Annotated in this window: 21 protein-coding genes; 10 read left to right on the top strand and 11 right to left on the bottom strand. The window is 47.5% G+C overall.

The features are described from left to right. Positions 1-65: 65 nt before the first annotated feature. The 5 genes from QUA27_RS23065 to QUA27_RS23085 form a co-directional block, all read right to left on the bottom strand. Complete coding sequence (locus QUA27_RS23065; RefSeq protein WP_333070844.1) at positions 66-809, bottom strand: hypothetical protein; 744 nt, start codon at positions 807-809, stop codon at positions 66-68. A 151-nt stretch (positions 810-960) separates the two neighbouring features. Continuing rightward, the gene (locus tag QUA27_RS23070; protein ID WP_333070846.1) at positions 961-1,065 is read right to left on the bottom strand and encodes a nickel-binding protein; all 105 of its coding nucleotides are present in this window, start codon (positions 1,063-1,065) and stop codon (positions 961-963) included. 10 nt (positions 1,066-1,075) lie between these two features. Then, positions 1,076-1,480: a nickel-binding protein gene (locus tag QUA27_RS23075; protein WP_333070847.1), complete on the bottom strand. Its 405-nt coding sequence runs from the start codon at positions 1,478-1,480 to the stop codon at positions 1,076-1,078. A 259-nt stretch (positions 1,481-1,739) separates the two neighbouring features. Next, the gene (locus QUA27_RS23080) at positions 1,740-2,951 is read right to left on the bottom strand and encodes a flavin monoamine oxidase family protein (RefSeq protein WP_333070849.1); all 1,212 of its coding nucleotides are present in this window, start codon (positions 2,949-2,951) and stop codon (positions 1,740-1,742) included. A gap of 201 nt (positions 2,952-3,152) precedes the next feature. After that, a complete protein-coding gene (locus tag QUA27_RS23085) occupies positions 3,153-6,263 on the bottom strand; it encodes an ATP-binding protein (protein WP_333070850.1) in 3,111 nt (1,036 codons plus the stop codon). A 386-nt stretch (positions 6,264-6,649) separates the two neighbouring features. Here QUA27_RS23085 and QUA27_RS23090 point away from each other — a divergent pair, with 386 nt between their 5' ends. From QUA27_RS23090 to QUA27_RS23115, 6 genes are all read left to right on the top strand, one after another. Continuing rightward, positions 6,650-7,516: an SMP-30/gluconolactonase/LRE family protein gene (locus tag QUA27_RS23090; protein ID WP_333070851.1), complete on the top strand. Its 867-nt coding sequence runs from the start codon at positions 6,650-6,652 to the stop codon at positions 7,514-7,516. A gap of 124 nt (positions 7,517-7,640) precedes the next feature. After that, the gene (locus QUA27_RS23095) at positions 7,641-9,368 is read left to right on the top strand and encodes a hypothetical protein (protein WP_333070853.1); all 1,728 of its coding nucleotides are present in this window, start codon (positions 7,641-7,643) and stop codon (positions 9,366-9,368) included. Between the two features lie 326 nt (positions 9,369-9,694). After that, positions 9,695-11,155: a DUF1565 domain-containing protein gene (locus QUA27_RS23100; protein WP_333070855.1), complete on the top strand. Its 1,461-nt coding sequence runs from the start codon at positions 9,695-9,697 to the stop codon at positions 11,153-11,155. A gap of 199 nt (positions 11,156-11,354) precedes the next feature. Next, the gene (psb28, locus tag QUA27_RS23105; RefSeq protein ID WP_333070859.1) at positions 11,355-11,690 is read left to right on the top strand and encodes a photosystem II reaction center protein Psb28; all 336 of its coding nucleotides are present in this window, start codon (positions 11,355-11,357) and stop codon (positions 11,688-11,690) included. 83 nt (positions 11,691-11,773) lie between these two features. Next, entirely contained in the window at positions 11,774-12,280 is a 507-nt protein-coding gene (locus QUA27_RS23110; RefSeq protein WP_006632696.1) for a MogA/MoaB family molybdenum cofactor biosynthesis protein, read from the top strand. Between the two features lie 297 nt (positions 12,281-12,577). Next, positions 12,578-13,519 carry a methylated-DNA--[protein]-cysteine S-methyltransferase gene (locus QUA27_RS23115; RefSeq protein ID WP_333070861.1) on the top strand — a complete coding sequence of 314 codons (942 nt, stop codon included), beginning with the start codon at positions 12,578-12,580 and terminating at the stop codon, positions 13,517-13,519. Positions 13,520-13,573: 54 nt separating this feature from the next. Here the strand turns inward: QUA27_RS23115 and QUA27_RS27505 are convergent, their stop codons facing one another. The 3 genes from QUA27_RS27505 to QUA27_RS23130 all read right to left on the bottom strand — a co-directional run bounded on the left by QUA27_RS27505 (position 13,574) and on the right by QUA27_RS23130 (position 14,371). Continuing rightward, the gene (locus QUA27_RS27505) at positions 13,574-13,777 is read right to left on the bottom strand and encodes a hypothetical protein (RefSeq protein ID WP_445251535.1); all 204 of its coding nucleotides are present in this window, start codon (positions 13,775-13,777) and stop codon (positions 13,574-13,576) included. 106 nt (positions 13,778-13,883) lie between these two features. Further along, entirely contained in the window at positions 13,884-14,108 is a 225-nt protein-coding gene (locus QUA27_RS23125; RefSeq protein WP_333070863.1) for a DUF433 domain-containing protein, read from the bottom strand. Positions 14,109-14,248: 140 nt separating this feature from the next. After that, complete coding sequence (locus tag QUA27_RS23130) at positions 14,249-14,371, bottom strand: hypothetical protein (RefSeq protein WP_333070864.1); 123 nt, start codon at positions 14,369-14,371, stop codon at positions 14,249-14,251. A gap of 36 nt (positions 14,372-14,407) precedes the next feature. Here QUA27_RS23130 and QUA27_RS23135 point away from each other — a divergent pair, with 36 nt between their 5' ends. Further along, on the top strand, positions 14,408-15,760 hold the full coding sequence (locus tag QUA27_RS23135; RefSeq protein WP_333070866.1) for a cytochrome P450: 1,353 nt from the start codon (positions 14,408-14,410) through the stop codon (positions 15,758-15,760). A gap of 33 nt (positions 15,761-15,793) precedes the next feature. On the opposite strand, the gene QUA27_RS23140 is transcribed toward QUA27_RS23135, so the two are convergent. Together QUA27_RS23140 and QUA27_RS23145 are read right to left on the bottom strand one after the other, a co-directional pair. Next, complete coding sequence (locus QUA27_RS23140) at positions 15,794-16,117, bottom strand: hypothetical protein (protein ID WP_333070868.1); 324 nt, start codon at positions 16,115-16,117, stop codon at positions 15,794-15,796. Positions 16,118-16,420: 303 nt separating this feature from the next. After that, positions 16,421-17,356 (bottom strand): class I SAM-dependent methyltransferase, encoded by a 936-nt coding sequence (locus tag QUA27_RS23145; protein ID WP_333070869.1) that lies wholly within the window; start codon positions 17,354-17,356, stop codon positions 16,421-16,423. Positions 17,357-17,689: 333 nt separating this feature from the next. Here QUA27_RS23145 and QUA27_RS23150 point away from each other — a divergent pair, with 333 nt between their 5' ends. Both QUA27_RS23150 and QUA27_RS23155 read left to right on the top strand, forming a co-directional pair. Then, on the top strand, positions 17,690-18,592 hold the full coding sequence (locus QUA27_RS23150; RefSeq protein ID WP_333070872.1) for a hypothetical protein: 903 nt from the start codon (positions 17,690-17,692) through the stop codon (positions 18,590-18,592). Positions 18,593-18,811: 219 nt separating this feature from the next. Continuing rightward, on the top strand, positions 18,812-19,753 hold the full coding sequence (locus QUA27_RS23155; RefSeq protein WP_333070889.1) for a glutathione S-transferase family protein: 942 nt from the start codon (positions 18,812-18,814) through the stop codon (positions 19,751-19,753). Positions 19,754-19,947: 194 nt separating this feature from the next. Here the strand turns inward: QUA27_RS23155 and thyD are convergent, their stop codons facing one another. Continuing rightward, a complete protein-coding gene (gene thyD, locus QUA27_RS23160) occupies positions 19,948-20,874 on the bottom strand; it encodes a thylakoid membrane protein ThyD (protein ID WP_333070873.1) in 927 nt (308 codons plus the stop codon). A gap of 148 nt (positions 20,875-21,022) precedes the next feature. Here thyD and QUA27_RS23165 point away from each other — a divergent pair, with 148 nt between their 5' ends. Further along, entirely contained in the window at positions 21,023-22,654 is a 1,632-nt protein-coding gene (locus tag QUA27_RS23165; protein ID WP_333070874.1) for a DUF3352 domain-containing protein, read from the top strand. Positions 22,655-22,689 lie beyond the last annotated feature (35 nt).

Consider the following 22,689-nt stretch of genomic DNA (forward strand, 5'->3'; position numbering starts at 1 on the left):
AACAACTGATAGGGTAAGGTGCACCCTGTACACCCTACAGATAGAGTTTTTACATCCAGGATTTTCTAGTTGGGAATCGGAGTCAAGGTAACAGAGTAATTAGTGTTACCTGTGAATTGAGAGGCTTGAAGATAGTAGTTAGTTGCAGGAGCCAAGTTTTGGACAAATCCTTCGGAAATAGTGCCTCGCTTAACCACACTTCCAATTACCTCACCTGCATCGACGGCGCGATTGTTGTTTTTGTCTTGAATCAATCGGAGATCGGCATCAGCGCTGAGATTATTGAGACCAAAGTGATAAAATCCCTGGGTATTGACAGCGAGATGGATAGTATCGGTGGTGTCGGTGTTACCCACAGAACCTTGATGAGTTCTTGGTTTGTCGTTGGAAAAGACGGCACCGAAATCATCTTCTACGGCGAGGACTTTGCTGGGTGTTCCGATCGCGTCAGCCGATACTCTCAAATTGTAGGGAGTATCGTTGAACGCACGGTTCCGATTGACTTGCACCACGTAATTGCCTGCATCAACGTCAGGAACTGCTGAGGACAAGTTGATTACTTCATCCAAACGCAATCGATCGGAAATAGCAATTTGCTTATCGTTACCATCAACTAAGCCATTGCCATTGAAATCGCGAAATAGTTGAACATTCAGATCGTCGGTCATACCAACCAGCCCAAGGTTGATATTTTTATCGCTATCCAGACGGAAACTGTAGGTGTCTTTGCTGTTGAGATTACTGATAGTCCGGCGCGGAACTACTACGGCACTATTAGATGGCAAGGTACCAAGGTTAAATTCAGCCATTTTATTTCTCCTTAAAGTGTAAAGGGATGAGTTAATTTGCTGGTTGTTTGCTTAACTTGATATCAATCTAACGAGGCGATCGTTCCGAAAGCGTTCCGAAAGCGTTTTCGAAGCGTTCCCAAAGCATCCAAGCGCGATCGTCCGCACGAATTTAAGGTTTGAGAACTTCCGCACACCAAACGCGATCGAAGGGAATTCCAGCTTTACCGTGGGCTTCTCGAATCACTTCCGCATCGGGTGCATTCAGTTCGCACACCACACGAGTTTTATCCAGCGACGCATAGGAACACCCATTCAATACCCCGTTCCTGATAGCACGCTAAAATTAATCGATTGGCTTCGTTCCACTCTTCATCGGTAAAGCAGTTCGGATAGCTTCCCTCCCACACCTTGAGGATTGGTTCGTTCCATAGGGGTGGCACACCTTCAGGTTCAATAACTTGGGCCGTCCAAACCTTGCTAAATCCAACATCGGCTTGGCGATAAGCTTGTCGCACAGACTCTGCATCTGGTGCCTCAAAGGTGCAAATCATGCGATCGCGATCGGCTGATAGTAAAGAGTAGCGCCACGTGGCATTTCTTGCCCCAAGACAGTCCAAAACTCGCGTATCAGCTAACATTTCTGCCGTTATTGGTTGATCGGTAACGGTTTCAACTTTGATGAGAGACATAATTACTTCCTCTTAATTAGTAAGGACTGTTGACTATTAACTGTTGACTATTAACTGTTGACTGTTAACTAATGACTCATGACTAATTGTAGCGATTGATGATTTTCCCCATTCTCACCGCAATTTTTTCAGCGCCTCGCAGTGGACAAAGTGAGCGAGTTGTCACCCCCCTAGCATAAACGTGGGTAAAGTCTGCTCTACGATCGCATTCTCAGCCCATCTGTAAATGATAGTGCGAGCGCACAAAGATATCAGAAAATTAAGTTCTTGCCTGATGGATCTCTTTAGCAGTCCTCAATCCAGATGCTAATGCGCCCTGCATCCATCCCCTCGTAGTAGAAGTGTGTTCTCCAGCAAAATATACTTTACCTTCCGACTTTCCAAGTTCATCAAAAAACCTTTTTTCTTGCTCTTCAGTCGGGTATGCCCAACCTGACCTCGACCAAGGATCTTTAGCCCAAGAATAACTGGTCATCTTGCCCTGATAAGCACTTACACCAGGGAGAATCTTTTCCCATCGCTGTAATAATTGAGGCAATTGTTGCTCTGGGGCGATGGCATCCATAGCCAGGGCATTTTCCCCTTTCAGATAAACTTCCAAAATACCTGTTTTTCCAGGAAAATCCCAACTGGGTTGCCACAGTTCTTCAGGACGATCTTCAAACAAACCCCAACCATTCAATCCTTCTTTTTCCCAGAATCGTTCGGAGAATTCAACAAACATTCGTGTCGCTGCGCGATAGTTATAACCCCCAGCGATAGCAAGCTGTTTTTGAGGTGATAGTGGAGGCTGAAAGTTGATCTGTCCCAAGACTGGCAAGGGAACAGTACATACTACGCAGTCTCCAGTGTATTGCTGTCCTGATTGGCACAAGACTTGAACCCCTGAAGAAGTTTGTTCAATGCGAGTAACCGCAGATCCTAGATGAATTTTATCAACTAGAGCGGTAGCAAATGCTTGTGGCAATCGATCTGAACCTTGAGCAATTTTAGCAACTTTTGATAGGTCTCCACCCGGTATAATTTTAGCTAAATCATCAGCAGGAATCAGAAGACGTTGCCCATTTTTCACGGAAATGTAAAGCCCATCTGGTGGTAAAAAACGCTTCAGAGTCAAACCAAAATGTTGAGCATAGCCAAGTGTTAAATTGTGATCGGATGGAATTCTTGCTGCTCCTGCTTCTACAAAATGATTATCACTAAAATTGCCTCGCAAGGTCAAAACTCTCCCTCCTACTCGCTCGCGGGCTTCTAAAACTGTTACTGTATGTCCTGCTGCTGCTAACTCGTAAGCGGCAACCAAACCAGACAACCCGGCTCCAACGACGACGATCGCTTTCTGAGAGGATAGTCCTTTCTCTAATGCTCCTGGAGTTCGAGAGTTTTGAGCTTTAACTTGAGCATGGGCTATTGCGGCACCAAACGTTACAGCGCTACTTAATAGAAATTGACGGCGATTCATTTTAAACATAGCGGTCTAGCCAATAATTACAGTAATACTAAAGGTTTTGCATAATTTAGCAAAAAAGAGGAATATGAAGCAATTATCAAACAAGCTGAAGAGTTTAAAAAATTAGATGAGCGATATGAATAAAAGTAAAGTTTCCTGTGATGAAAACGATCTCTAATTGCAGTTCGCTACAACTAATGACTAATGACTAATAACTAATGACTAAATCTGTTCGATCGCCCGATCAACCTCGGTGCAAGCGCGGAAACTCAGCGCGGTTCGATCGATCCGATCGCGGTGCGATTCAAACAGCGCGATCGCCCCTTCTCGATCGCCCAAAGCTAAAGCACCCTGAATCAAAATTGCCCAAGCCAGAGCAATCTCGCTGGGATGATCGACCGTCTGAGCAGCTTCTAAAGCAGTTTCAGCGCGGGCTGTTGCCAAAAGAGGTCGATCGCACTCTAGATCGACTTGGGCGGCCCCAATCAGCACGTAAGACAGCATCCGTTTGGCATCCACCTGCTGCAAAGTCGCGATCGCCCGATCCAAACCAGCATCGGCTCCAATTTGCTGAAGCTGATAGTTTGCTAAAGCTAAAAGTGCCTGGGCGATCGCACCTTCACTGCCTTCGCCTTTAATTTTGGCGGAGACGATCGCCATTTCCTGACAATAAGGCAATGCCGCCGCCGGATCGCCCGCTTCCAGTTCCGTCATCGCCAAATAGCTGAGGTTATAACACTCGCACCACCGATCCTGCTGGGCCGCAGCTAATCGCCACGCCTGTTGCCACAAAATTCGCGCTTGGGCATAGTTCCCGTGATGGCGCTGTACAGCCCCCAACCCTTGGCCAATTCCGATGTTATTCAAGCCAACTCTCGCCGCCAGAGACTCTGCCTCTAGCAACAATGCTTCTGCCCGCGTCATTTCCCGTCCAATTTCAGCCAAGCAAGACCCGCTATATGCCAGCAATCGCACGGCAGTAGCTGGACTGGATGCCCGACTTGCCTCTGCTGCCCGCAGCGAGTGTTGGTGAACGTTGGCGAAGTTGCTGCGATCGAAATGCAGGATCACCAATGCCTCAAGTCCCGTGGCTTCTGCTTCTTCTAAACCTAGAGCATTGGCTTCATCGATTAAGCGGTGCACCTCGCTGTCGAGTTGAGAAACTCGATCGCCCGTAACGCCTGCGATCGCGCTAACCCGCAGCAATTTTAAATGCAATTGAATGCGAGTGCGATCGTCAAGTCCTTGACACTGCTCAATCCCAAGTTGAGCTAATTCTGATGCTTCCGCGTAAGCAAACAATTTCAAGCAACGTTCTGCTGCCAACAAGGCGCTAGACGCGGCTAATCCGCGATCGCCCCCCAGCGCTGCGTGACGGGCAATATCGCCAGCCCATGCGCCGTCTGGTGTGGAGAGTTGATTCAATTTATGGGCAATTTGCAAATGTATCAAATGGCGACGCGGTTGTGACAACTGCCGGTAGACAGTCTGACGCACAATATCGTGAGCAAAGTCATAGCCCATTTCGTCACCGAGAGAGGCGCTGGGACGGATAATGGTTTGTTGTTCGAGCTGTTCGATCGCCATCAGCAATTTCGGCAGCGGATAGTCTGCCACATGAGCCACCGCTGTCGGTTTGAAGCTCCGCCCCAATGCAGCAGCCCAAGGCAAAAATTCGCGAGCCATGTCATCCAATTGGTTGAGGCGATCGCGGATCAAAGCCTCTAAATTATCAGCATGAGTAGACCGATCCTGGGACAATGCCCGGGCAACTTCCAGCGCAAACAGGGGATTCCCGCCACTATCGATAAATACGCGATCGACCGCTTCTGGAGATAGTTCTAACGGATTAACCGCTTGCTGTCTGCGAATCAATTCAGCCGTTTGTTGTCGATCGAAAGGATGCAATTCCAGCGTTAGCAGCCGTCGCTCTCGTCTGAGTGCCTGCATCACCCGCGCGATGCCCGCATTCTCCTCTAGTTCCCTGGAACGCCCGGTGCAGGCGAATAAAACCGGCTTGTGACTCAGCAAGCGGATGGCGTAGTGCAGCAATGCCGATGAAGCTTCATCGATCCACTGAATGTCATCGAGAATGACGATTAACGCAGCCTCACTGGCAGATTGAGCCAGCAATTGTACCACCGCATCAAACAAATGACTGCGATCGGGCGGAGCTTTTCCAGCTTGAGCGAGCTCTGGGAGCAAGAAACCTAGCTCCGGCGGAATGTTGAGGGCGGGGGGAATCACGATCGATCGCAAAGCATCAATCCAGATACCGTAGGGTCGCACCATCTCGGCGGCAAACCCGCGTCCCCACAGCACTTGCACCGCCTGTGCCGTCGATCGCAGCTCCTCCAACAAGCGAGTTTTGCCGATTCCGGGTTCGTCCGCGAGCAAGAGCACTGGCGATGCCTCAGCGTGAGCGATCGCGCCGCAGTTCCCAAGCAGTATGGGGTTTGCCCACTGCTGAATCGATGCCCATTCGCGATCGCGCCCCACTAGAGGCGACAAAGCCAAAGGCGAGGGAAACAAAGTCGTTTGGGGCGGCCCGGCGGACTGAGAGGATGGTTGAATGTCGGGCGCTGCGTCTTCCAGCAACAGTTGCTCGTAGAGCTTGCGAGTGCTCGCACTAGGGTCAACTCCTAGTTCCTCGCGCAGCAAAGTCATGCAGCGATGGTAGACTTGCAGTGCATTGGCGCGATCGCCGTTCAAATGGTGCGATCGCATCAAAGCTGCGTAGCTGGTTTCGTGCAACGGATCGATCTCCAGTAAGCGCTGTGCAGAGCGGATTGCAGCCCGATAATCACCCTGAGCTTCCGACAGGCGAGTCAGAGATTCGAGCGCATGGAGCAATTTCTGTCGCAGGTGTTCGCGCTCTGGAAAAATCCACTCATCCTCACAACTCGGCAGCAAATCACCGCCGTAAAGTGCGATCGCTTGCTCCCAGGCTGTTCTGGCACCGTTAACATCTGCGGCTCGTTCCGCTGCTTCTGCTGCGGCGAATGCCCGTTCAAACTCAGCCACGTCCAGCACGAAAGGCGCATGGGGATTCCATTGCAGGGTTTTGGCATCCGTCAGCAGGTAGCGATCGGCATCGGGGAGTCCCTGACGCAGGTGATGCAATTCCCGGCGCAAGTTGGTGCGAGCTTGGGCCTCCGTTGAATCTGCCCAGAATTGAAAGGCAAGCCGCTGACGGGTTTGCGGGATATCGCGGTGCAGTACCAGGTAAGCCAACAAAGCTTGCGGGCGCTCTGCGGTGACACCGACAACCGGCTTGTCTGCACAGGAAAGGCAGAATCCGCCTAGTAGTTTGATATCTAAGGTAGAAAGCATATAGCTAGATCTTATTTGTGGTTTTAATCCATGCTCCGGCGTGTCAACTTCAGGAATGTCAGCAGGTGGCGATCGCTAATTGAAATGACATTGCTATACTATGTTATCCGCGCGGCGGTCTGTTTGAAGCTACACTTTTGTATTCTTAATATAAATGTAAGATAGATGCGGTACGATCGATTTCACTACGGCTCTCAATCAATGCAATTAACAAGGCAAACATGACCGCAAAAATTGCTACTATCATCCTCTCGTTTATACTTTTGATTCTAGCATTCAGCAACGCGCTTTCCAAAAAACATTTTTTAAAACTTTTCCCTGACAGTAAATTGTCCAATAATAAATTAACATCTAAATCTACAATCTTGACCGCCCAAACGGAAAATATGGAGAAAAGAAACACCGTGCAAGATATTATCGATGACAGCGCAAAATTAGAAAAACTAGCTGGCGACTTCCAATTTGTAGAAGGTCCAATTTGGCATCCAGACGGCTTTTTGCTGTTCAGCGATATTCCCGCCAATATTATCTATAAATTCGCTTCAAATCAGCAAGTTGATGTATTTCGCCGCCCTTCGGGAAAAGCCAACGGGAATACTTTAGACAAAGAAAACCGCTTAATTACTGCCGAACACGAAAATCGCCGCGTATCCCGCACAGAAAAGGACGGCAAAGTTATCGCATTGGCGGATAGATACGAGGGCAAGCGGCTCAACAGTCCGAACGATTTGGTTGTTAAATCCGACGGCAGCATTTATTTTACCGATCCGTCCTACGGTGTTAGTAAAGAGCAGGAAGAATTGGGTTTTTACGGTGTTTACAGGCTGGCCTCCGACGGGAAATTAACTCTGCTGGTTAAGGATTTGGTGCTGCCGAACGGCATCGCTTTTTCACCAGACGAGCAAAAACTTTATGTCAACAATTCGGAAGCGGGATACATTGCTGTTTTTGATGTAAAGCCGGACGGAACTGTTAGCAACCAGCGGCTTTTTGCGGAGTTAAAAGATGCCGCTACTAAAGGCGGAGTTCCCGACGGTTTAAAAGTTGATTTAGAGGGAAATGTTTACAGCACCGGACCGGGGGGAGTGTGGATTTTATCGCCAGATGGCAAACTTTTGGGGAGGATTTCTGTACCTGAGACGGCGACTAATTTGGCTTGGGGAGAAAGCGATCGCAAAACGCTTTATATTACGGCAAATACAAGTCTGTACCGGATTCGCCTTAAAATTGCGGGTGTGCGGCCTGGAAAATGATCTAAAATCGGGCGAAGTTGAAAGTAAAGCGGTTTTTATTAGGGGTAATTGACCGGGCATGATATAATCGTATGTTTGAGAATCAGTCATTCCCGATTCTTTAATCTCGAATCTCAAATCTCTAATGGTATTAATAGCTCGGTTGCACAAATTTCTAACTGCTACAGTCGATCGCAAATCCCGATCGCACACAATATTTTGGTTGACTTTGAGCTTGACATTTGCTGCACTTTATGGTTTGTTAGGACTCAAGCAAGCCTTCAGTGCCGAGTATATGGTGCAAGACGATGCGAGGCAGCACGTTTTCTGGATGATGCGGTTTGTCGATCCTGAATTATTCCCCAACGATTTCATTGCTAATTACTTTCAATCAGTCGCCCCCGCCGGATACAGCACGCTCTACAAATTAGCGGCAACAGTTGGCATTCATCCGCTATTTCTTCACAAAATATTGCCGCTATTTCTCGGCTTAATCTCGACTTATTACTGTTTTGGTCTTTGCCTAGAAATGCTGCCAGTGCCGATGACTGGATTTATTGCATCTTTGCTGTTAAATCAGCATATGTGGATGACAGATGATTTGGCTTCAACAACGCCAAGAGCTTTTATTTATCCGATATTTCTGGCTTTTTTATATTATTTGTCGCGCAGTTCGTTGCTGCCTTGTTTGGGAGCGATCGCCCTCATCGGACTATTCTATCCTCCTTACGCCTTGGTTGCTGCTGGAATTTTAGTTTTGCGGCTGCTATGCTGGAAAAACGGCGGTTTGCGCTTGTCGGGCGATCGAACTAATTACCTATTTTGTAGTAGAGGTTTGGGAGTAATCTTTTTAGTAATGCTGCCCTACGCCTTAGATAACTCTGAATTTGGCCCCACTTATACCGCAGCGGAAGCGAAGCAAATGGCCGAATTTGTCCCCCGCGGCAGAAATGCTTTTTTTCATTCAAATCCTAAAGATTATTGGTTGACAGGGCGGGGCAGCGGGATGTTTCCCAAGTCGCTGTTTACGCCTGTAACTCACTGTGTCGGGCTGTTATTTCCGCTGCTGCTGTTTTTGCGATCGGCTTTTCCCTTAGCAAATCAGATTCAAAGCAAAATCTGGCTTTTGCTTCAGCTATTTTTAGCATCCTCGGCGATGTTTTTTGCGGCTCACGCTACCATTTTTAAGTTGTATCAACCAGGTCGCTATACTGCCTACAGCTTGCGATTTATTGTTGTGTTGATAACTGCGATCGCCCTCACTTTAATTATCGATGGAGTCGGTCATTGGGCAGCAACAAGCGCAACAAGATTTCATGTAAAAAACCTAGTTGCACTAATTACGACAGCGACCATCGCTGTCGCAGTCGTGCTTTATCCCTGCTTTGCCAAAAAATTCCCTACAGTCGGGTATGTAGAAGGTAAAATGCCGACTTTGTACAAATTTTTTAAGCAACAACCTAAAGATATCCTGATTGCTTCGATCGCGACCGATACGGATCATTTGCCAACATTTAGTCAGCGTTCGGTTCTGGTGGCAAAAGAATATGCAGTGCCGTATCAGAAAGGCTACTACAGCAAATATAGACAGCGACTTAACGATTTAATTCGCGCTCAATACACTCCCGATCGAGCTGTATTGCAAAGTTTTATTAATAGCTATGGAGTTGATTTTTGGATGCTCGATCGCAATGCTTTGACTCTTCAGTATATAAAGGATGATGGCTGGCTAAATCAATTTGATTCAACACCGGAGGCGAGGCTTTATCTCGAACAAGGAAAAATTCCCGCCTTAGCTTCAGCAATCACAAGCTGTGCTGTTTTTCAAAATGAAATTGTTGTGGTTTTGGATGCGTCTTGTATTGTGAAATAAACTGGAGTTAGGACGGCTCACACCCAGAAAAAAATACCATACCATCCCCGAACTGAGAACGAGAAAAAAATCGACTTTATTGACTAAAAATATTGATTTTTAGGTTAAACCGGAGGCAAGAAACCCAGTTTATGACCCAAGAATTAATAGTTTAGCGATTTGTAGTGGCAATCCCCTTGCGGTTGCCACTCCTGATGAGTGATGTTGCGGATATCGGGCAATTAAATAATCTCCGCAATCACAGGTGAATATAGATCCGGGGTCAAGTTCGCAGACAATGAAAATTGCACAAAAGCTCGATCGCCAATTATCTCTTTAACAAAAACATGGCAACACTTTACGTCAACCCGCAAACAGGCAGTGATGCCGCAGCGGGAACCCAATCGGCCCCATTCAAAACTATAGCCCGCGCGATCGCCCGCGCTGCATCGGGAAGCACTATTGAGTTAGCACCGGGAATTTACAGCGCTGCTAGTGGCGAAAAATTCCCCTTGGAAATTCCCTCTGGAGTAAAAGTTATGGGCAATGAAGCTAACAAAGGTAGAGGCATTCTGATTCAAGGCAGCGGCAAATTTGTCAGTCCCACCGCTGCTGGTCAAAATATCACGATACTGCTAGCAACTAATTCGGAATTGCGCGGAGTAACTGTTACTAATCTCGATAGTGGCGGCACGGGAGTCTGGATTGAGTCAACTTCTCCGACTGTGGCTAACTGCACTTTCACACTTTGTAAGGGCGAAGGCGTTTTTGCCGCGGGCACTGCTAATCCTGCGATTCTAGACAACATATTTGTGGAAAACTCATCCGCTGGGGTGATTGTGGCGGGAACTGCTAAAGGAGCAATACGGCGCAATGTTTTTCAAAAGACGGGTTTCGGCATCTCTCTGCAAGCTCAGTCGGCTCCTTTGATTGTTGATAACCAAGTTTTGGAAAATCGCTCCGGTATCGTTTTAGCGGGGGAATCTCAGCCTGTTTTACGCAATAATCGCATTGAAAAAAATACCGAAGACGGTTTGACTGCGGTGGGGAAGTCGCTGCCAGATATTGGTACTGCTCAAGATTTGGGCGGCAATATTTTTCAGAATAACGGTGAATTAGACTTGCAAAACGCGACTGGGGTTAAGATTTCTGCAGTGGGAAATCAGCTCAATTCTTCGCGGGTGAAAGGTTTATTTGATTTGGGCAATGTGACGCCAACTTCGGCTCCTGGCAAGCTACAGTTTAGCGACATCAGCACGCATTGGGCTAAGGATTTTATCGATCGCTTGACAAAGATGAATATTGTTAGTGGGTTTCCCAACGGCACTTTTCAACCTTACGAGATTGTAACTAGAGCTCAGTATGCGGCTATGCTGGCGAAGGCGTTTGAATTGGTGCCGCGCCGCGAGGCGACGGTTTTTAAGGATGTGGCGGCGGATTTTTGGGCCAAGGGAGCGATCGACCAAGCTAATCGAGCTGGCTTTTTGGCTGGATATCCAGACAGCACGTTTCGCCCGGAGCAGAATTTGACTAGAGTTCAGGCGATCGTTTCTTTGGTAAGCGGCTTGCAGTTGGCGGGGGGCAACCCCAATTCTTTGAGCGTTTATGTCGATCGATCTCAGATTCCCAGTTTTGCCACCGACGAGATAGCAACCGCCACAGAGCGCAAAATCGTGGTCAACTATCCCGCGCGCGAAAAGCTTTCCCCCGCCCACGACATCACCCGTGGCGAGATATCCGCCCTCATCTACCAAACTCTGGTAGCCACAAACCGAACCGAGCCCATTAACTCTCCCTACATCGTCTGAGGGAATTATGAGACAAGGGAGAGGATAACTTGGGGTACAAAGAACCAACCCATATCCCCTCGCCCTTGTCACCGATTGCCTCACTCTTACCCACTCTCACCCACTCCCACTCTCCCAAGTCTTGATTTGCGAGTACCCTAATCGTTTTATGATTAAACATTAAGAAATTAAGCAATCCTTAAGGTTCGAGTGTCAGATTATGGCTAAAATTCAATTTTCTCGGGGTATAGACGAAGATGTTGTGCCCGAAGTGCGCCTAACCCGTTCTAAAAGCGGAGAGCAAGGCACTGCCACGTTTCTCTTTGAAAATCCCAAAGCTCTCAGCAGCACCAGTACCGAAGACATTACTGGAATGTACCTGATCGACGACGAAGGCGAACTCCTCACTCGCGAGGTTAAGGCTAAGTTCATTAACGGTCAGCCTGCGGGTTTGGAAGCTCTTTATATAATGAAAAGTTCCGCCGAATGGGATCGATTTATGCGTTTCATGGAACGCTACTCGGAAGCTAACGGTTTAGGATTTAGCAAGGCATAATGGGTAGTTGGTAATTGGTAATTGGTAATTGGTAATTAGCCGATCGCTGGTTGCCGGTTGCCGATTGCTTAGAAGAAGAAACTATGACGCAAATTCCTCACCCCGACTTATCTAAAATAACCGTAAACTGCGCTATCATTACTGTTAGCGACACGCGCTCCGCTGAAACTGACAATAGTGGCTTGTTAACTAAGAAGCTGCTAAAAGATGCGGGTCACTCGGTGGTAGCTTACACTGTTGTTAAAGATGATGCGGCCAAAATTGTATTGCAAATGCAGGCTTTTTCCCAGCGTGAAGATGTGGATGCAATCATTTTTAACGGCGGCACGGGCATCGCTCCGCGAGATACGACTTATGATGTGATGGAGAGTTTGCTAGACAGGATTTTACCAGGATTTGGTGAGATATTTCGGTTTTTGAGCTATCAAGAAATTGGTTCGAGGGCGATCGCCTCTCGTGCAGTTGCAGGCGTGTATCAAGGCAAGTTAGTCTTTTCTCTTCCGGGCTCTAGCAATGGCGTGAAACTAGCTGTGGAAAAGCTAATTTTACCTGAATTAGTTCACTTGGTGACTCAGTTGCGCGGTGGGTGAGGACGAAAGTTTGGTTAATTGATTGACAATCAAGCAATTTGGTTACAAGCCCCCCCGATTCATCTGCAGATCGAGAAAAAAGCTCGCTCATCCTCATCGCCAGCCTCCGGGTCGATCGGTGAGGTAGCTTTCTTCAATCTCTTCAATCTCTTCAATCTCTTTAATCTCTTCAATCTCTTCAATCTAAAATCTAAAATCTAAAATCGACTGATTGCATTCACCGCAAGAAACGGGTGGCTTTGAGCCTAGTCTATGGCTAAAGTGAGGAAACATCAAAATTCCCTTGACTTACACTAGATGATTTCGATGCAGAATGCGAGTGTCTATGCTAGCGAAGATTATCACCGGATTGCTCGGGCGATCGCCTTTATGCGACAACACCACCTAAACCAGCCCAATCTGGCAACTGTGGCCCAACACATAGGACTGAGTGAATATCATTTTCAACGGCTATTTACTCAATGGGCCGGCATTAGCCCCAAGCGGTTTTTGCAATATCTGACAGTTGAATATGCCAAGTCAAAAATCACTCAGACTAAAAGCCTTCTAGACTTAACATTGGACGTGAGACTATCGAGTCCCGGACGATTACACGATTTATTTGTCACCTTGGAAGCAATGTCACCAGGGGAGTTCAAAGCAGGCGGAGCAGGTCTGCTAATTCGCTATGGCATTCATGATACCCCGTTTGGCACATCTCTAATCGCTACAACTACCCGCGGTATTTGTAATCTTTATTTCTTGGATACAACAGACGAACAAACCGCCGCACAAAGACTGCGATTGGCATGGAAAAATGCTGAAATCATTCGCGATCAGAAAGCCACTCAATCATTGCGTGACCTGATTTTCAATTCAGAAACTCTCAGCGAGCAAAAACCACTAACGCTCTTGGTAAAAGGCACTAACTTTCAGATTCAAGTTTGGCGAGCACTTTTGAAATTGCCATTTGGTGCGATCGCAACTTATCAGACTATAGCTCAAATGGTAGCACGCCCAACTGCTGCTAGAGCTGTAGGAAATGCGATCGGTAACAATCCTATCGGCTATCTAATTCCGTGTCACCGTGTGATTCGAGAATCTGGAGAACTCGGTGGCTATTGCTGGGGAGTAGAGCGTAAAACAGTCATGTTAGGTTGGGAAGCTAGCCGTACAATCTGCCGACCCACCCTCACAGAAATAGAGCCATCTAACGGTGTCAATCACCCGCAGCAGACTACCTCTGCTCCCAACACATAACCTCTGTGCGATCGGGTGCATGGGCGTTGGTTTGCTGCGTCGCCTAGAGAACGGTTAAGAACCTCCGACTTCAATCACTTCCCCCGGAGTAATGGTATTCAAAACGTTACGAGCATCTGGTAGCAGAGGAAGTAAATCAGGAAGCCTGTTGCTCGATGCTACAAGAACAACGACTGCAACTCCAGCTTGCTGCAAGTTTTGCTGATAGCGCAAATTTTGATCTGTGGTAAGCAGAATCGTGAAGCCCTCTTGACTCATAAGCAGCAGTAATTCACCGTTCTTTTTTCCTGACCATCCCATCTCAACAACTGTGCGTATCTCGTAATCAGCAAGTTCACGCTTTAAAGGTCGTGGGGCACATTCATCAAGCAGGATTCGCATAGGCTGTCAGCATTTCCTTTGCTAATTCAAGAGCTGCAATTGCCTGTTCCCGACTGACACTAGGGAAATGGTCTAGAAATACCTCTAATGAATCACCAGCCTCAAGATAATCAAGTAGGGTTCTCATTGGTACACGAGTCCCAACAAAAACAGGGGTTCCCCCCAGAATATCGGGGTCGCTATGAACAACACGGGATGTTAATGTCATAACAAATTTAGCCAACGGGCTATCAGCTTTTACAACAATTGTATCCCAAAGTCATTTGATTTTCGTGAGCAGAATGCCCAAACGATCGCTACCATCCATTTCATCTAAACCTACAACTGTTAGCAGTTTAGGCTGGGAAGCTAGCCGTACAATCTGCGATCGATCCCGATAGCATTACTATTTTTGCTACTGGCCTTCGCAATCGATCGCAGATAAATTTCAGGCTGCAAGGTCGGTCGATCGAAAACTTCGCAGTATGTCAAAATACACTAGAAATATTGTGTATCGCCAGTTTTGCAATGACGCTGCCTACCGGATCTCGTTCTCCTGCTTTGTTCCAAACGCTTTCGCTGGTAGCTGACCCGATCGCATTTTTCGATCGCTACTCTGCCAAATACGGCGATACATTTACCGCCCGCGTGTTGGGGCCCTCTTCGCCCCCCGTGGTGTTTCTGGGCCGTCCAGAAGCGATTCAGGCGGTGTTTACGACGTTAGCCGATGCCTTTGAGTTTGGCAAAGTGACCAACGTATTTCGCCCGCTGGTGGGAAATGAATCCCTCATTATGAATGAAGGGCCGCGACATCTGCGACAGCGACAGCTATTAATGCCCGCGCTGCATCGGGAACAGTTGCACAGTCAAGGGCATTTGATTGTTGATTTGACCAAAAAGCAGACGATCGACTGGAAAGCCCCAGATGCGATCGCAGTCCGCGAAGAAATGTCAGAAATTTCGCTGCAAGTAATCTTGCAAGTCGTGTTTGGATTAGTGCCGGGAGAGCGCTACGAACGCCTGAAACAATTGCTCAGCAACCTTTTAGAGGCGATTACCTCTGAACTTTACTCGATGCAATTTTTCTTTGAACCGTTGCAGCAAAATTTGGGGCCTTGGAGCCCGTGGGGGCAGTTTTTGCAGCAGATGGCGCAGATTGACTCGCTGATTTATGCGGAAATTGCCGAGAGGCGATCGCATTCTCTCGATTCGTCTCGCACGGATATTCTGTCGGTGTTGATGATGGCCCGCGACGACACGGGCGAATCCCTCGGCGATCGAGAATTGCGCGATCAGTTGATGACGCTGTTGTTGTTGGGACATGAAACGACTGGATCGGCGTTGACTTGGGCGTTTTACTGGCTGCATCAGTTTCCCGAATGCCTTGCTAGGTTGCGGAAGGAATTGGATGAATTAGGCGAGAATCCCGATCCGATCGCGCTTTCGCAGTCGCCCTACTTAACAGCAGTCTGCAAGGAAGCGCTGCGGGTTTATCCAATTGCCTTAATTTCGCAGCCGCGCAAGGTGAAACGGGCGATCGAACTCGAAGGCTATACATATCAACCGGGAACGATTTTAATCCCCTGTGTCTATTTGGCGCACCGTCGGCCTGAAACCTACGAAAATCCCGGTCAATTCAATCCCGATCGCTTTTTAGATCGCAAGTTTTCCGCCTCTGAATTTTTACCCTTTGGAGGCGGGAGTCGAAGCTGCATCGGGATGGCGTTATCGATGTTTGAAATGAAGCTGGTTTTAGCAACGGTTTTGTCTTCCCGTGAGTTTGTATCGAATCTCGATCGGCCAATTCGTCCGGCGCGCCGGGGAATCACCTTTGTGCCGCCCGATCGGTTTCGATTAACGGTTGTGGGCGATCGGCGTTAGATGAGAGTGAAACGCCCTGTCAAGAAAGATATGTTATTCGATGAAAATTCCAGCAACTTTGTCTCCATTCATAGTCATGTGTGCCACGAATTCATCTCCACCATCTTCAAAACTCAGCTTCCACAAATAAATCTGACTATTACCTTGTTTTAGATCGCCAAAATAAGTAATTGAATATCCCTTTTGCAGGCGTGAAGCGAGCTGCTCGCTAACATCGTCAAACATTTGTTGTGTAATGCCCGCTTTGTAGCCTGCATCGCCCACTGTGGTAAAAAGCTCGTAATTTTTCGATGCAGTGGCATCCAAGATAACCTGCAAACAATCGAGGACGTTTTGAGAGGGGGCTGTCGGGTTCATGATGATGTCCTTTAGTTAGGGTTTGAGCAAAATTAGTAAAAAATGGCGCTGTTAATAGTTCCTACGTCGGTCTAATATCAAATCCGGTTGCATGGGAATTATTTATCAGTAGGGGGCGCGATCGCAGAAATTTTAAAATCCACAGATTAGACTATTTACACTCACGCACCACCCCAAGAACTGAATAATATCGATGCAACTTTACTATTTATAGCAGTTTTCAATCGAATTAAATAAAGACAGCTTTAGACACGGCAGTGCCGTGTCCTACCCGATATCTGTAGTGCACTATACTGAAAAGCGCTAGATTGCCTCAGCAACAATAGTGCGGTGTCGGACTGTATTGCAAGTGATTGTGGGCTGGGCAAAACCAGAATCAACTAAAGCTTGCTCAATATCCAACCCAAAATACTGATCCAAATAAGGCTCCGTACTCTTGAGCAAAGTCAAAATATAAGGGGGCATTTTTGCATAAATTTCCGACTGAGGATTCATATCCATAATTGTCAAGTGTCCGCCAACACGCAGCAAACGCCTCGCTTCCCGGAACACTTCTCTAGTAGCTTTCTGCGGCAATTCGTGACAAACTAGACAAATAGAAACTAAATCAAAAGCAGCCGCCGGCAAACCAGTAGATTCAGCAGCAGCGTGAACCCAAGTCGGAGACTTTTGATTGGAAAATTCAGATTCTCGCTGTTGGGAACGGTATTTAGCAACTGCTAAAAAATAAGGCGACAACTCCACCCCAGTCATCTTCGCTTCCGGGTAAATCTCCCCAAGAGCAAAGGTACTCATTCCCACACTGCATCCCAAATCAACAATATCTTGCGGCGAAGAAGCAATTTGAGATTTGATGACTTCGTGATAGCTGGCGCGGAGTTTAGCATCGCCTTCTGCACCCGCTTCGGGCCAAATTCCCGCGTGAACTGTACGGGCGGCAACTTCAACTTCTGTAGCAGCTTCCCAACTCATATTACCTTTTTCATAAGCGTGGAATGAAGTTAGATAATATTTCGGGTAAACAAGATCGGGATTTTGGACGCTGAGCAATTCTGCATCCCAATTTCGAGCTAAAAGTGCTTGGGCTTCTTGTCGCCAATGCACTCCGATTTTTTCTGCTCTTGTTATCATCATTTCCCGCGCTTGGTGCTTGGCTAGATTAGCCAAAGGTTTGATGGAGAGTACGCCATTTACTAAACGCGAGGCTAATCCGGGAGTTTTGTTAACTGCAACCGTCATATTTTATGTTTTTCTATTTTGCGCCATTTATTTTAACACGTTTGGGCGCTTTTGAGTTGGTCAATATAATGAAACTTAACTTTGTGCAGGCGAGTGAAATGCAAATGTTTTGTGAACAAGACTTTTTTTAAAGGAACCGCAGAGGACGCAGAGAACGCAGAGGAGTGAAAATAGAGAAAAGACAAGAGTAGGGCCAAACTGGCTCTCATCGTATACTATTTATGTGGGCTTACCTACTTGGTTCTGGGGAATTCATCGGGAATCTGGAATCGGATTAGCCGAAGTTGGAGTATTTGGAAGAACACTTTAAATCTGGCTATTCAGGAGTTTGGGATGAGCAAATCTATTGTGGAATTGGTTGACAATTTGTCGTCTGGTGGTGTCACTGTGAAGATGCTCAAATCTCTAGATTTTGTGGTTCCGGGGGAGTGGAATAATCGGACTGGTTTTGATAATACTATTGAAGCGGTTACAGGGGAAACAAAGCGCAAAGTAGTTGGGAAAATTCGCGATCGCGCGATCGAGCTTTACGCTAACCCCAACGAGCCATATCAAGGCGCAGTCAGGCTTTACCAGTTAGCAGACAGCGCTGACACTGCGTTAGGTGCAACGGCTATGGCGAATAAAATCGGCGAAAATATCGGCTTTCTTTCCTTTCTCAACCGCCTCACTCCCAAAGCTGACACAACTCAAACGATCGACTTGTGCGTCAAAGTGGCGATCGAGCTAATAGCCTACTGCAAACTTAACAATATTTCCCTTAACAATGTGGGAAGCTTTGGTAATTATTTATCCCATTACAAAGACGAATCTCTGATGCGGATGGCTGCTTTAGTGTGTGCTGACGGTTTAATTCCCCTTGGCCCGGACTTCATTAGAGTAGCACAAAATACCATAGGCGGATTGAATCCTTCAACCTTGCAGCAAAACTCAACATTCCAAAATATCAGTAACCTAATTCCCGGCGCAAATAATTCACAAAAGTTCGGATTTGTGACAACTACTTTCGCTTCAGCGCAAGGTTGGATGAACAATTTAGTACAGTCTCGCGGCTTAACTCCCGCCATAGTTTTGGGCCATCTCAAGCAATACGTTGATGTTACCGATGACAAATTGGATTATGTGGCGGCGTTTTTAGACATGACTACCAATTATTACGAACACACGGGAATTCAGACGGTTGCTCGCCGATTGATCGATCGAGCTTATGCTGAAATAGCTTCTGGCAGATACTAGAAAAGTCGTTCCCAGGCGAGGGAAAACAGCGAACAGCGAGGCAGAGCCTCGGGATAGGCGTTCCTAGGCTGAGCCTGGGAAGGAGGGAACAAACTTCGATCGCAATGTGAGTTAAAATAAGCAGATTATGTTTAGCAAACCTCTTTTAATCGCATTGTGAAAAACAAATCGCTTCCTTCATCAGTAACAGTCAAGCTCGGCAAATTTGTCTGGACATCAATGTGGCAATTAATGATGTCAAAACTAGCGCCGCCCGATCGCACCGGAGCATACATTCGCCCCAGCAGCAGTTTCCGCAACTTTGTCAGCACTGCACCAGACAACCCTCACGGGCCCGCTGCGGGACGGTATCGCCTCTTCGTGGGTACAGGGTGCCCTTGGGCGCACCGCACTCTGGTGACGAGGGCGCTCAAAGGGCTTGAAGATGCGATATCGGTGTCGATTGTCTATCCCTCTGAAGGGGGAATGTGGGTGATGGAGTCGGAGACTTTTGGCTGCAACACGATGCCGGAACTTTACCAGTTGGCTTTACCGGGCTATCAGGGGCGGTGTACTGTGCCGGTGCTGTGGGATGACTCGAAAAAGACGATCGTCAATAACGAGAGTTCGGAAATTATTGTGATGCTAAACTCGGAGTTTAACGAGTTTGCTAGCAATCCTCAAATGGATCTTTATCCTCTGGATTTGCGATCGCAAATTGACGAGTGGAATGAGAAGATTTACCAATCGGTGAATAACGGCGTTTATCGCTGCGGTTTCGCGCAATCTCAAGCTGCTTATGACTCGGCTTGCAGTGAATTGTTTGCTGTTTTAGACGAGATCGATCGCTCGCTCTTGAGGAGTCGTTACCTTTGTGGTGATCGGGTGACTTTAGCAGACCTGCGGCTTTTTACTACTCTATTCCGTTTTGATGCTGTTTATTACAGCTTGTTCAAATGCAATGTGCGCCGCATTCAGGATTACGAGCATTTGGGAGCTTATCTGCGCGATTTGTACCAGTTACCGGGAGTTGCTGGCACTTGCGATTTGGAGGCTGTCAAGCGCGATTATTACGGCAATTTGTTCCCGCTGAATCCCGGCTGCATTATCCCCGCTGGGCCCGATCCGGCGAGTTTGCTCAAACCTCACGATCGCGCAGGGCTCAGAAACCGGGTTTCTTAACAAAATCGGGCGTGAGGATACAAGAATTATCGCAGAAACCCGGTTTCTTGGATGGTCGCGTGGGGAGTCAAAAACCTCATTTAGCTCGTTACCAGGCTCTGCCTGGTAACGAGGAATTTTGTTTGAGTCCGCCCAGGCGGACTTTGTTTGTGGAGCATCCGAATTCTATTCGGCGCATTCTATTCCCTAAGTTTCTAACTTCCCGATAAAATCTCTTCGAGTGCTAATTTAAGCGTCGGATATTGATATTGAAAACCGCTAGCTAAAGTTTGTTTCGGCAACACTTTCTGCCCTTCCAAAACAAGTTTTGCCCCGTCTCCCAATAGCATTTCTAAAGCAAAACCTGGCACCGGCAACCAAGAAGGCCGCTTTAAAACTTCCCCTAAAGTTTGACACAATTCATTCATCCGCACCGGATTCGGTGCTGTCGCATTCAAAACGCCTTCAACTTGCGGATTTTGCAAAGCGTACAAAATTAAATCAACCACATCCTCGCGGTGAACCCAAGAAAACCACTGTTTCCCAGTGCCGAGTGGCCCGCCTGCAAATAGTTTAAAAGGTGGCAGCATTTTTGCCAGCGCGCCTCCCATTCCCAAAACTATCCCCAACCGCAAAATTGCTAGCCGCGTTCCCGCATTTTTTGCAGGTTGGGCCGCTGCTTCCCAGTCTTTGCAAACTGCTGCTAAAAAATCGTTTCCCGCAGGGCTAGTTTCGTCAAACTCAGCGGTTTCGCTGGTTCCGTAATAGCCGATCGCCGATGCGCTAACAAACACCGATGGTCTAGGATTAGCATTGACGATCGCCTCGACCAATTTTGCCGTCGTCAGTTTGCGACTGTCCAGAATTGCTTGCTGGCGCGCCTCCGTCCACCTTTCCTCTGCAATGGGAACTCCTGCTAAATTGACAACAGCGTCGCAGCCCGCGATCGACTTTTGCCAATCACCAGACTCCGCTGGAGTGTAGGCGACCACTTCCAAATTCGGATAAGCTGAAGCGGGAAAAACTCGGCCAGCCTTCGCCGCATCCCTGCTCAAAACCACCACTTGATGTCCCGCAGCTTGCAGCTTCTCCACCAGCCGGCTACCTACAAATCCCGTTGCTCCCGCGATCGCTACTTTCATCTTTTACCAATAATGCACAGTTCTAGCAGTTTAGACGATCGTCCAAACTTGTTTTGAATTATACAAAAATAAACAGCAGCCTCGATCGCCTCCCCACAAGCCAAGTGTATTTTCATTAAACTGATAAAGGACGCGAGGAACACAAACCATGCCTGCAAAAAAATCAAAGCTTCTAATTGCTGCCTCCATCGCCGCAGCAGGTAGCGCTGCGGTCTACTTTTACTTCCAGGGTTTGAGCCAAAAAGTATCCAACCCTCAAGACAGCGCCAAAGTTGTACCCGACGAAGCAATGATGGCCGCGTTTATCTCCCCCAATCCCCAAGCGTTGGCCCAGTTGCAGCGATTTGGCACGCCAGGGGCTCAAAAGTTGATCGGTCAGGGTTTGAAGGGTTTTCAAGAACAAAGCTTGGCAGGCACTCAAATCGACTTTGACAGGGACTTAAAGCCTTGGTTAGGGGGGGTCATGGTCGCTTTCCTGCCCTCTGATGCTGTGACGAATACAGAGCCTCCAAAACTACTGGTAGTAGTCAGCGTGAAAAATAAAATTAGCGCTTGGAATTTTGCCAATAAATTAAAATCTCAGCCCGGTGCAACTACTCAAGAAACCGAGTATAAAGGAGTTAAAATTTTTGAGATTGCAGAGCCAACTGGCAAGCGCTACAGTGTGGCTTTGCTGAACGACCAATTAGTGATGGCTCCTTTGAGAAAGCCTGTGGAATTGGCGATCGATACTTTTAAAGGAGAACCCTCCCTCGCCACCCAGCAGAGCACAACTAAGTTTTTTGCAGAGAGCGCTGGTGTCAAGAATCCGATCGCAACTGTTTATATTGCTGACTATCCGGCTGCAATTAAGCAATTGAAAACTAATTTGCCCGCAGATATCCAGTTGCCTTGGACAGTGTTTTTACAGTTCAAACAAGTCAAGTCTTTGGTTGCGGGAATTGGGGCGGATAGTACGGGATTGAGAGTAAAAACTATTGCTCAGTTAGACCCTAAATTCGTGCCACAAAATCCACAATTCGCATCGAAATTGTTGCCCAGATTTCCGGATGAAACTATTGCTTTAGTCGGCGGCAAGGGAATCGATAAAATTTGGTCGCAAGCAACCGCTGAGGCAAAAGATAGCCCGGAAGTTGACAGGGGAGTTCAGCAGGTGAGGGATAGTTTTAAGCGGTTGGATCTGGATGCGGATCGAGAGGTTTTTGGTTGGATGAATGGGGAATTTGCGATCGGGGCTATCGGTTCCAATCAAGGGATTTTGTCTCAGTTGGGGATGGGGGCGGCTATGATTTTTGAAACCAGCGATCGCCCTGCAGCGGAAGCAACTCTGAAAAAACTCGATGCGATCGCCAAAAGCAATCCTACAGTCAGTGTCGCCCCCAGACAAGTTCAAGGCAAAGAAGTTACGGAGTGGCAAATACCCCAGCAAGGCACTTTATTCGGGCACGGTTGGCTGAATGAAAATTCTGTGTTTGTAGCTTTCGGCGGGCCTTTAGTTGATGTGATTACTTCGACGCCACCGCAACCGCTAAGCAGCAGTCCGAGTTTTCAGGCGATCGCTACTTCTTTACCGCGGGCCAACCAAGGTTACTTTTACATAGATATGGAAAAAACCATGTCTTGGGCTAACCAATATTTGCTCGCAGTACAGCCAAATTTAGTTTCGCCGCCCGCCGCTGAATTGCTGAATTCTCTCCGAGGAGTTAGCGTATCCACAGCTTCTACACAACCGACAACTGCTGAGTTGGAGATGCTTTTTGCCTTCAAATCTAACAATTAGGGAATTTGTAATCGCTAATTTGTAATCGGTAATTC

The sequence above is a fragment of the Microcoleus harperi Pol14_C6 genome (assembly GCF_036701295.1).
GTDB lineage: Bacteria > Cyanobacteriota > Cyanobacteriia > Cyanobacteriales > Microcoleaceae > Microcoleus.

Coding starts and splice junctions, on each gene's coding strand:
- QUA27_RS23065 (WP_333070844.1), bottom strand. CDS start 809: ATGGCTGAATTTAACCTTGGTACCTTGCCATCTAATAGTGCCGTAGTA.
- QUA27_RS23075 (WP_333070847.1), bottom strand. CDS start 1,480: ATGTCTCTCATCAAAGTTGAAACCGTTACCGATCAACCAATAACGGCA.
- QUA27_RS23080 (WP_333070849.1), bottom strand. CDS start 2,951: ATGTTTAAAATGAATCGCCGTCAATTTCTATTAAGTAGCGCTGTAACG.
- QUA27_RS23085 (WP_333070850.1), bottom strand. CDS start 6,263: ATGCTTTCTACCTTAGATATCAAACTACTAGGCGGATTCTGCCTTTCC.
- QUA27_RS23090 (WP_333070851.1), top strand. CDS start 6,650: ATGGAGAAAAGAAACACCGTGCAAGATATTATCGATGACAGCGCAAAA.
- QUA27_RS23095 (WP_333070853.1), top strand. CDS start 7,641: ATGGTATTAATAGCTCGGTTGCACAAATTTCTAACTGCTACAGTCGAT.
- QUA27_RS23100 (WP_333070855.1), top strand. CDS start 9,695: ATGGCAACACTTTACGTCAACCCGCAAACAGGCAGTGATGCCGCAGCG.
- psb28 (WP_333070859.1), top strand. CDS start 11,355: ATGGCTAAAATTCAATTTTCTCGGGGTATAGACGAAGATGTTGTGCCC.
- QUA27_RS23110 (WP_006632696.1), top strand. CDS start 11,774: ATGACGCAAATTCCTCACCCCGACTTATCTAAAATAACCGTAAACTGC.
- QUA27_RS23115 (WP_333070861.1), top strand. CDS start 12,578: ATGATTTCGATGCAGAATGCGAGTGTCTATGCTAGCGAAGATTATCAC.
- QUA27_RS27505 (WP_445251535.1), bottom strand. CDS start 13,777: ATGAGTCAAGAGGGCTTCACGATTCTGCTTACCACAGATCAAAATTTG.
- QUA27_RS23125 (WP_333070863.1), bottom strand. CDS start 14,108: ATGACATTAACATCCCGTGTTGTTCATAGCGACCCCGATATTCTGGGG.
- QUA27_RS23135 (WP_333070866.1), top strand. CDS start 14,408: ATGACGCTGCCTACCGGATCTCGTTCTCCTGCTTTGTTCCAAACGCTT.
- QUA27_RS23140 (WP_333070868.1), bottom strand. CDS start 16,117: ATGAACCCGACAGCCCCCTCTCAAAACGTCCTCGATTGTTTGCAGGTT.
- QUA27_RS23145 (WP_333070869.1), bottom strand. CDS start 17,356: ATGACGGTTGCAGTTAACAAAACTCCCGGATTAGCCTCGCGTTTAGTA.
- QUA27_RS23150 (WP_333070872.1), top strand. CDS start 17,690: ATGAGCAAATCTATTGTGGAATTGGTTGACAATTTGTCGTCTGGTGGT.
- QUA27_RS23155 (WP_333070889.1), top strand. CDS start 18,812: ATGTGGCAATTAATGATGTCAAAACTAGCGCCGCCCGATCGCACCGGA.
- thyD (WP_333070873.1), bottom strand. CDS start 20,874: ATGAAAGTAGCGATCGCGGGAGCAACGGGATTTGTAGGTAGCCGGCTG.
- QUA27_RS23165 (WP_333070874.1), top strand. CDS start 21,023: ATGCCTGCAAAAAAATCAAAGCTTCTAATTGCTGCCTCCATCGCCGCA.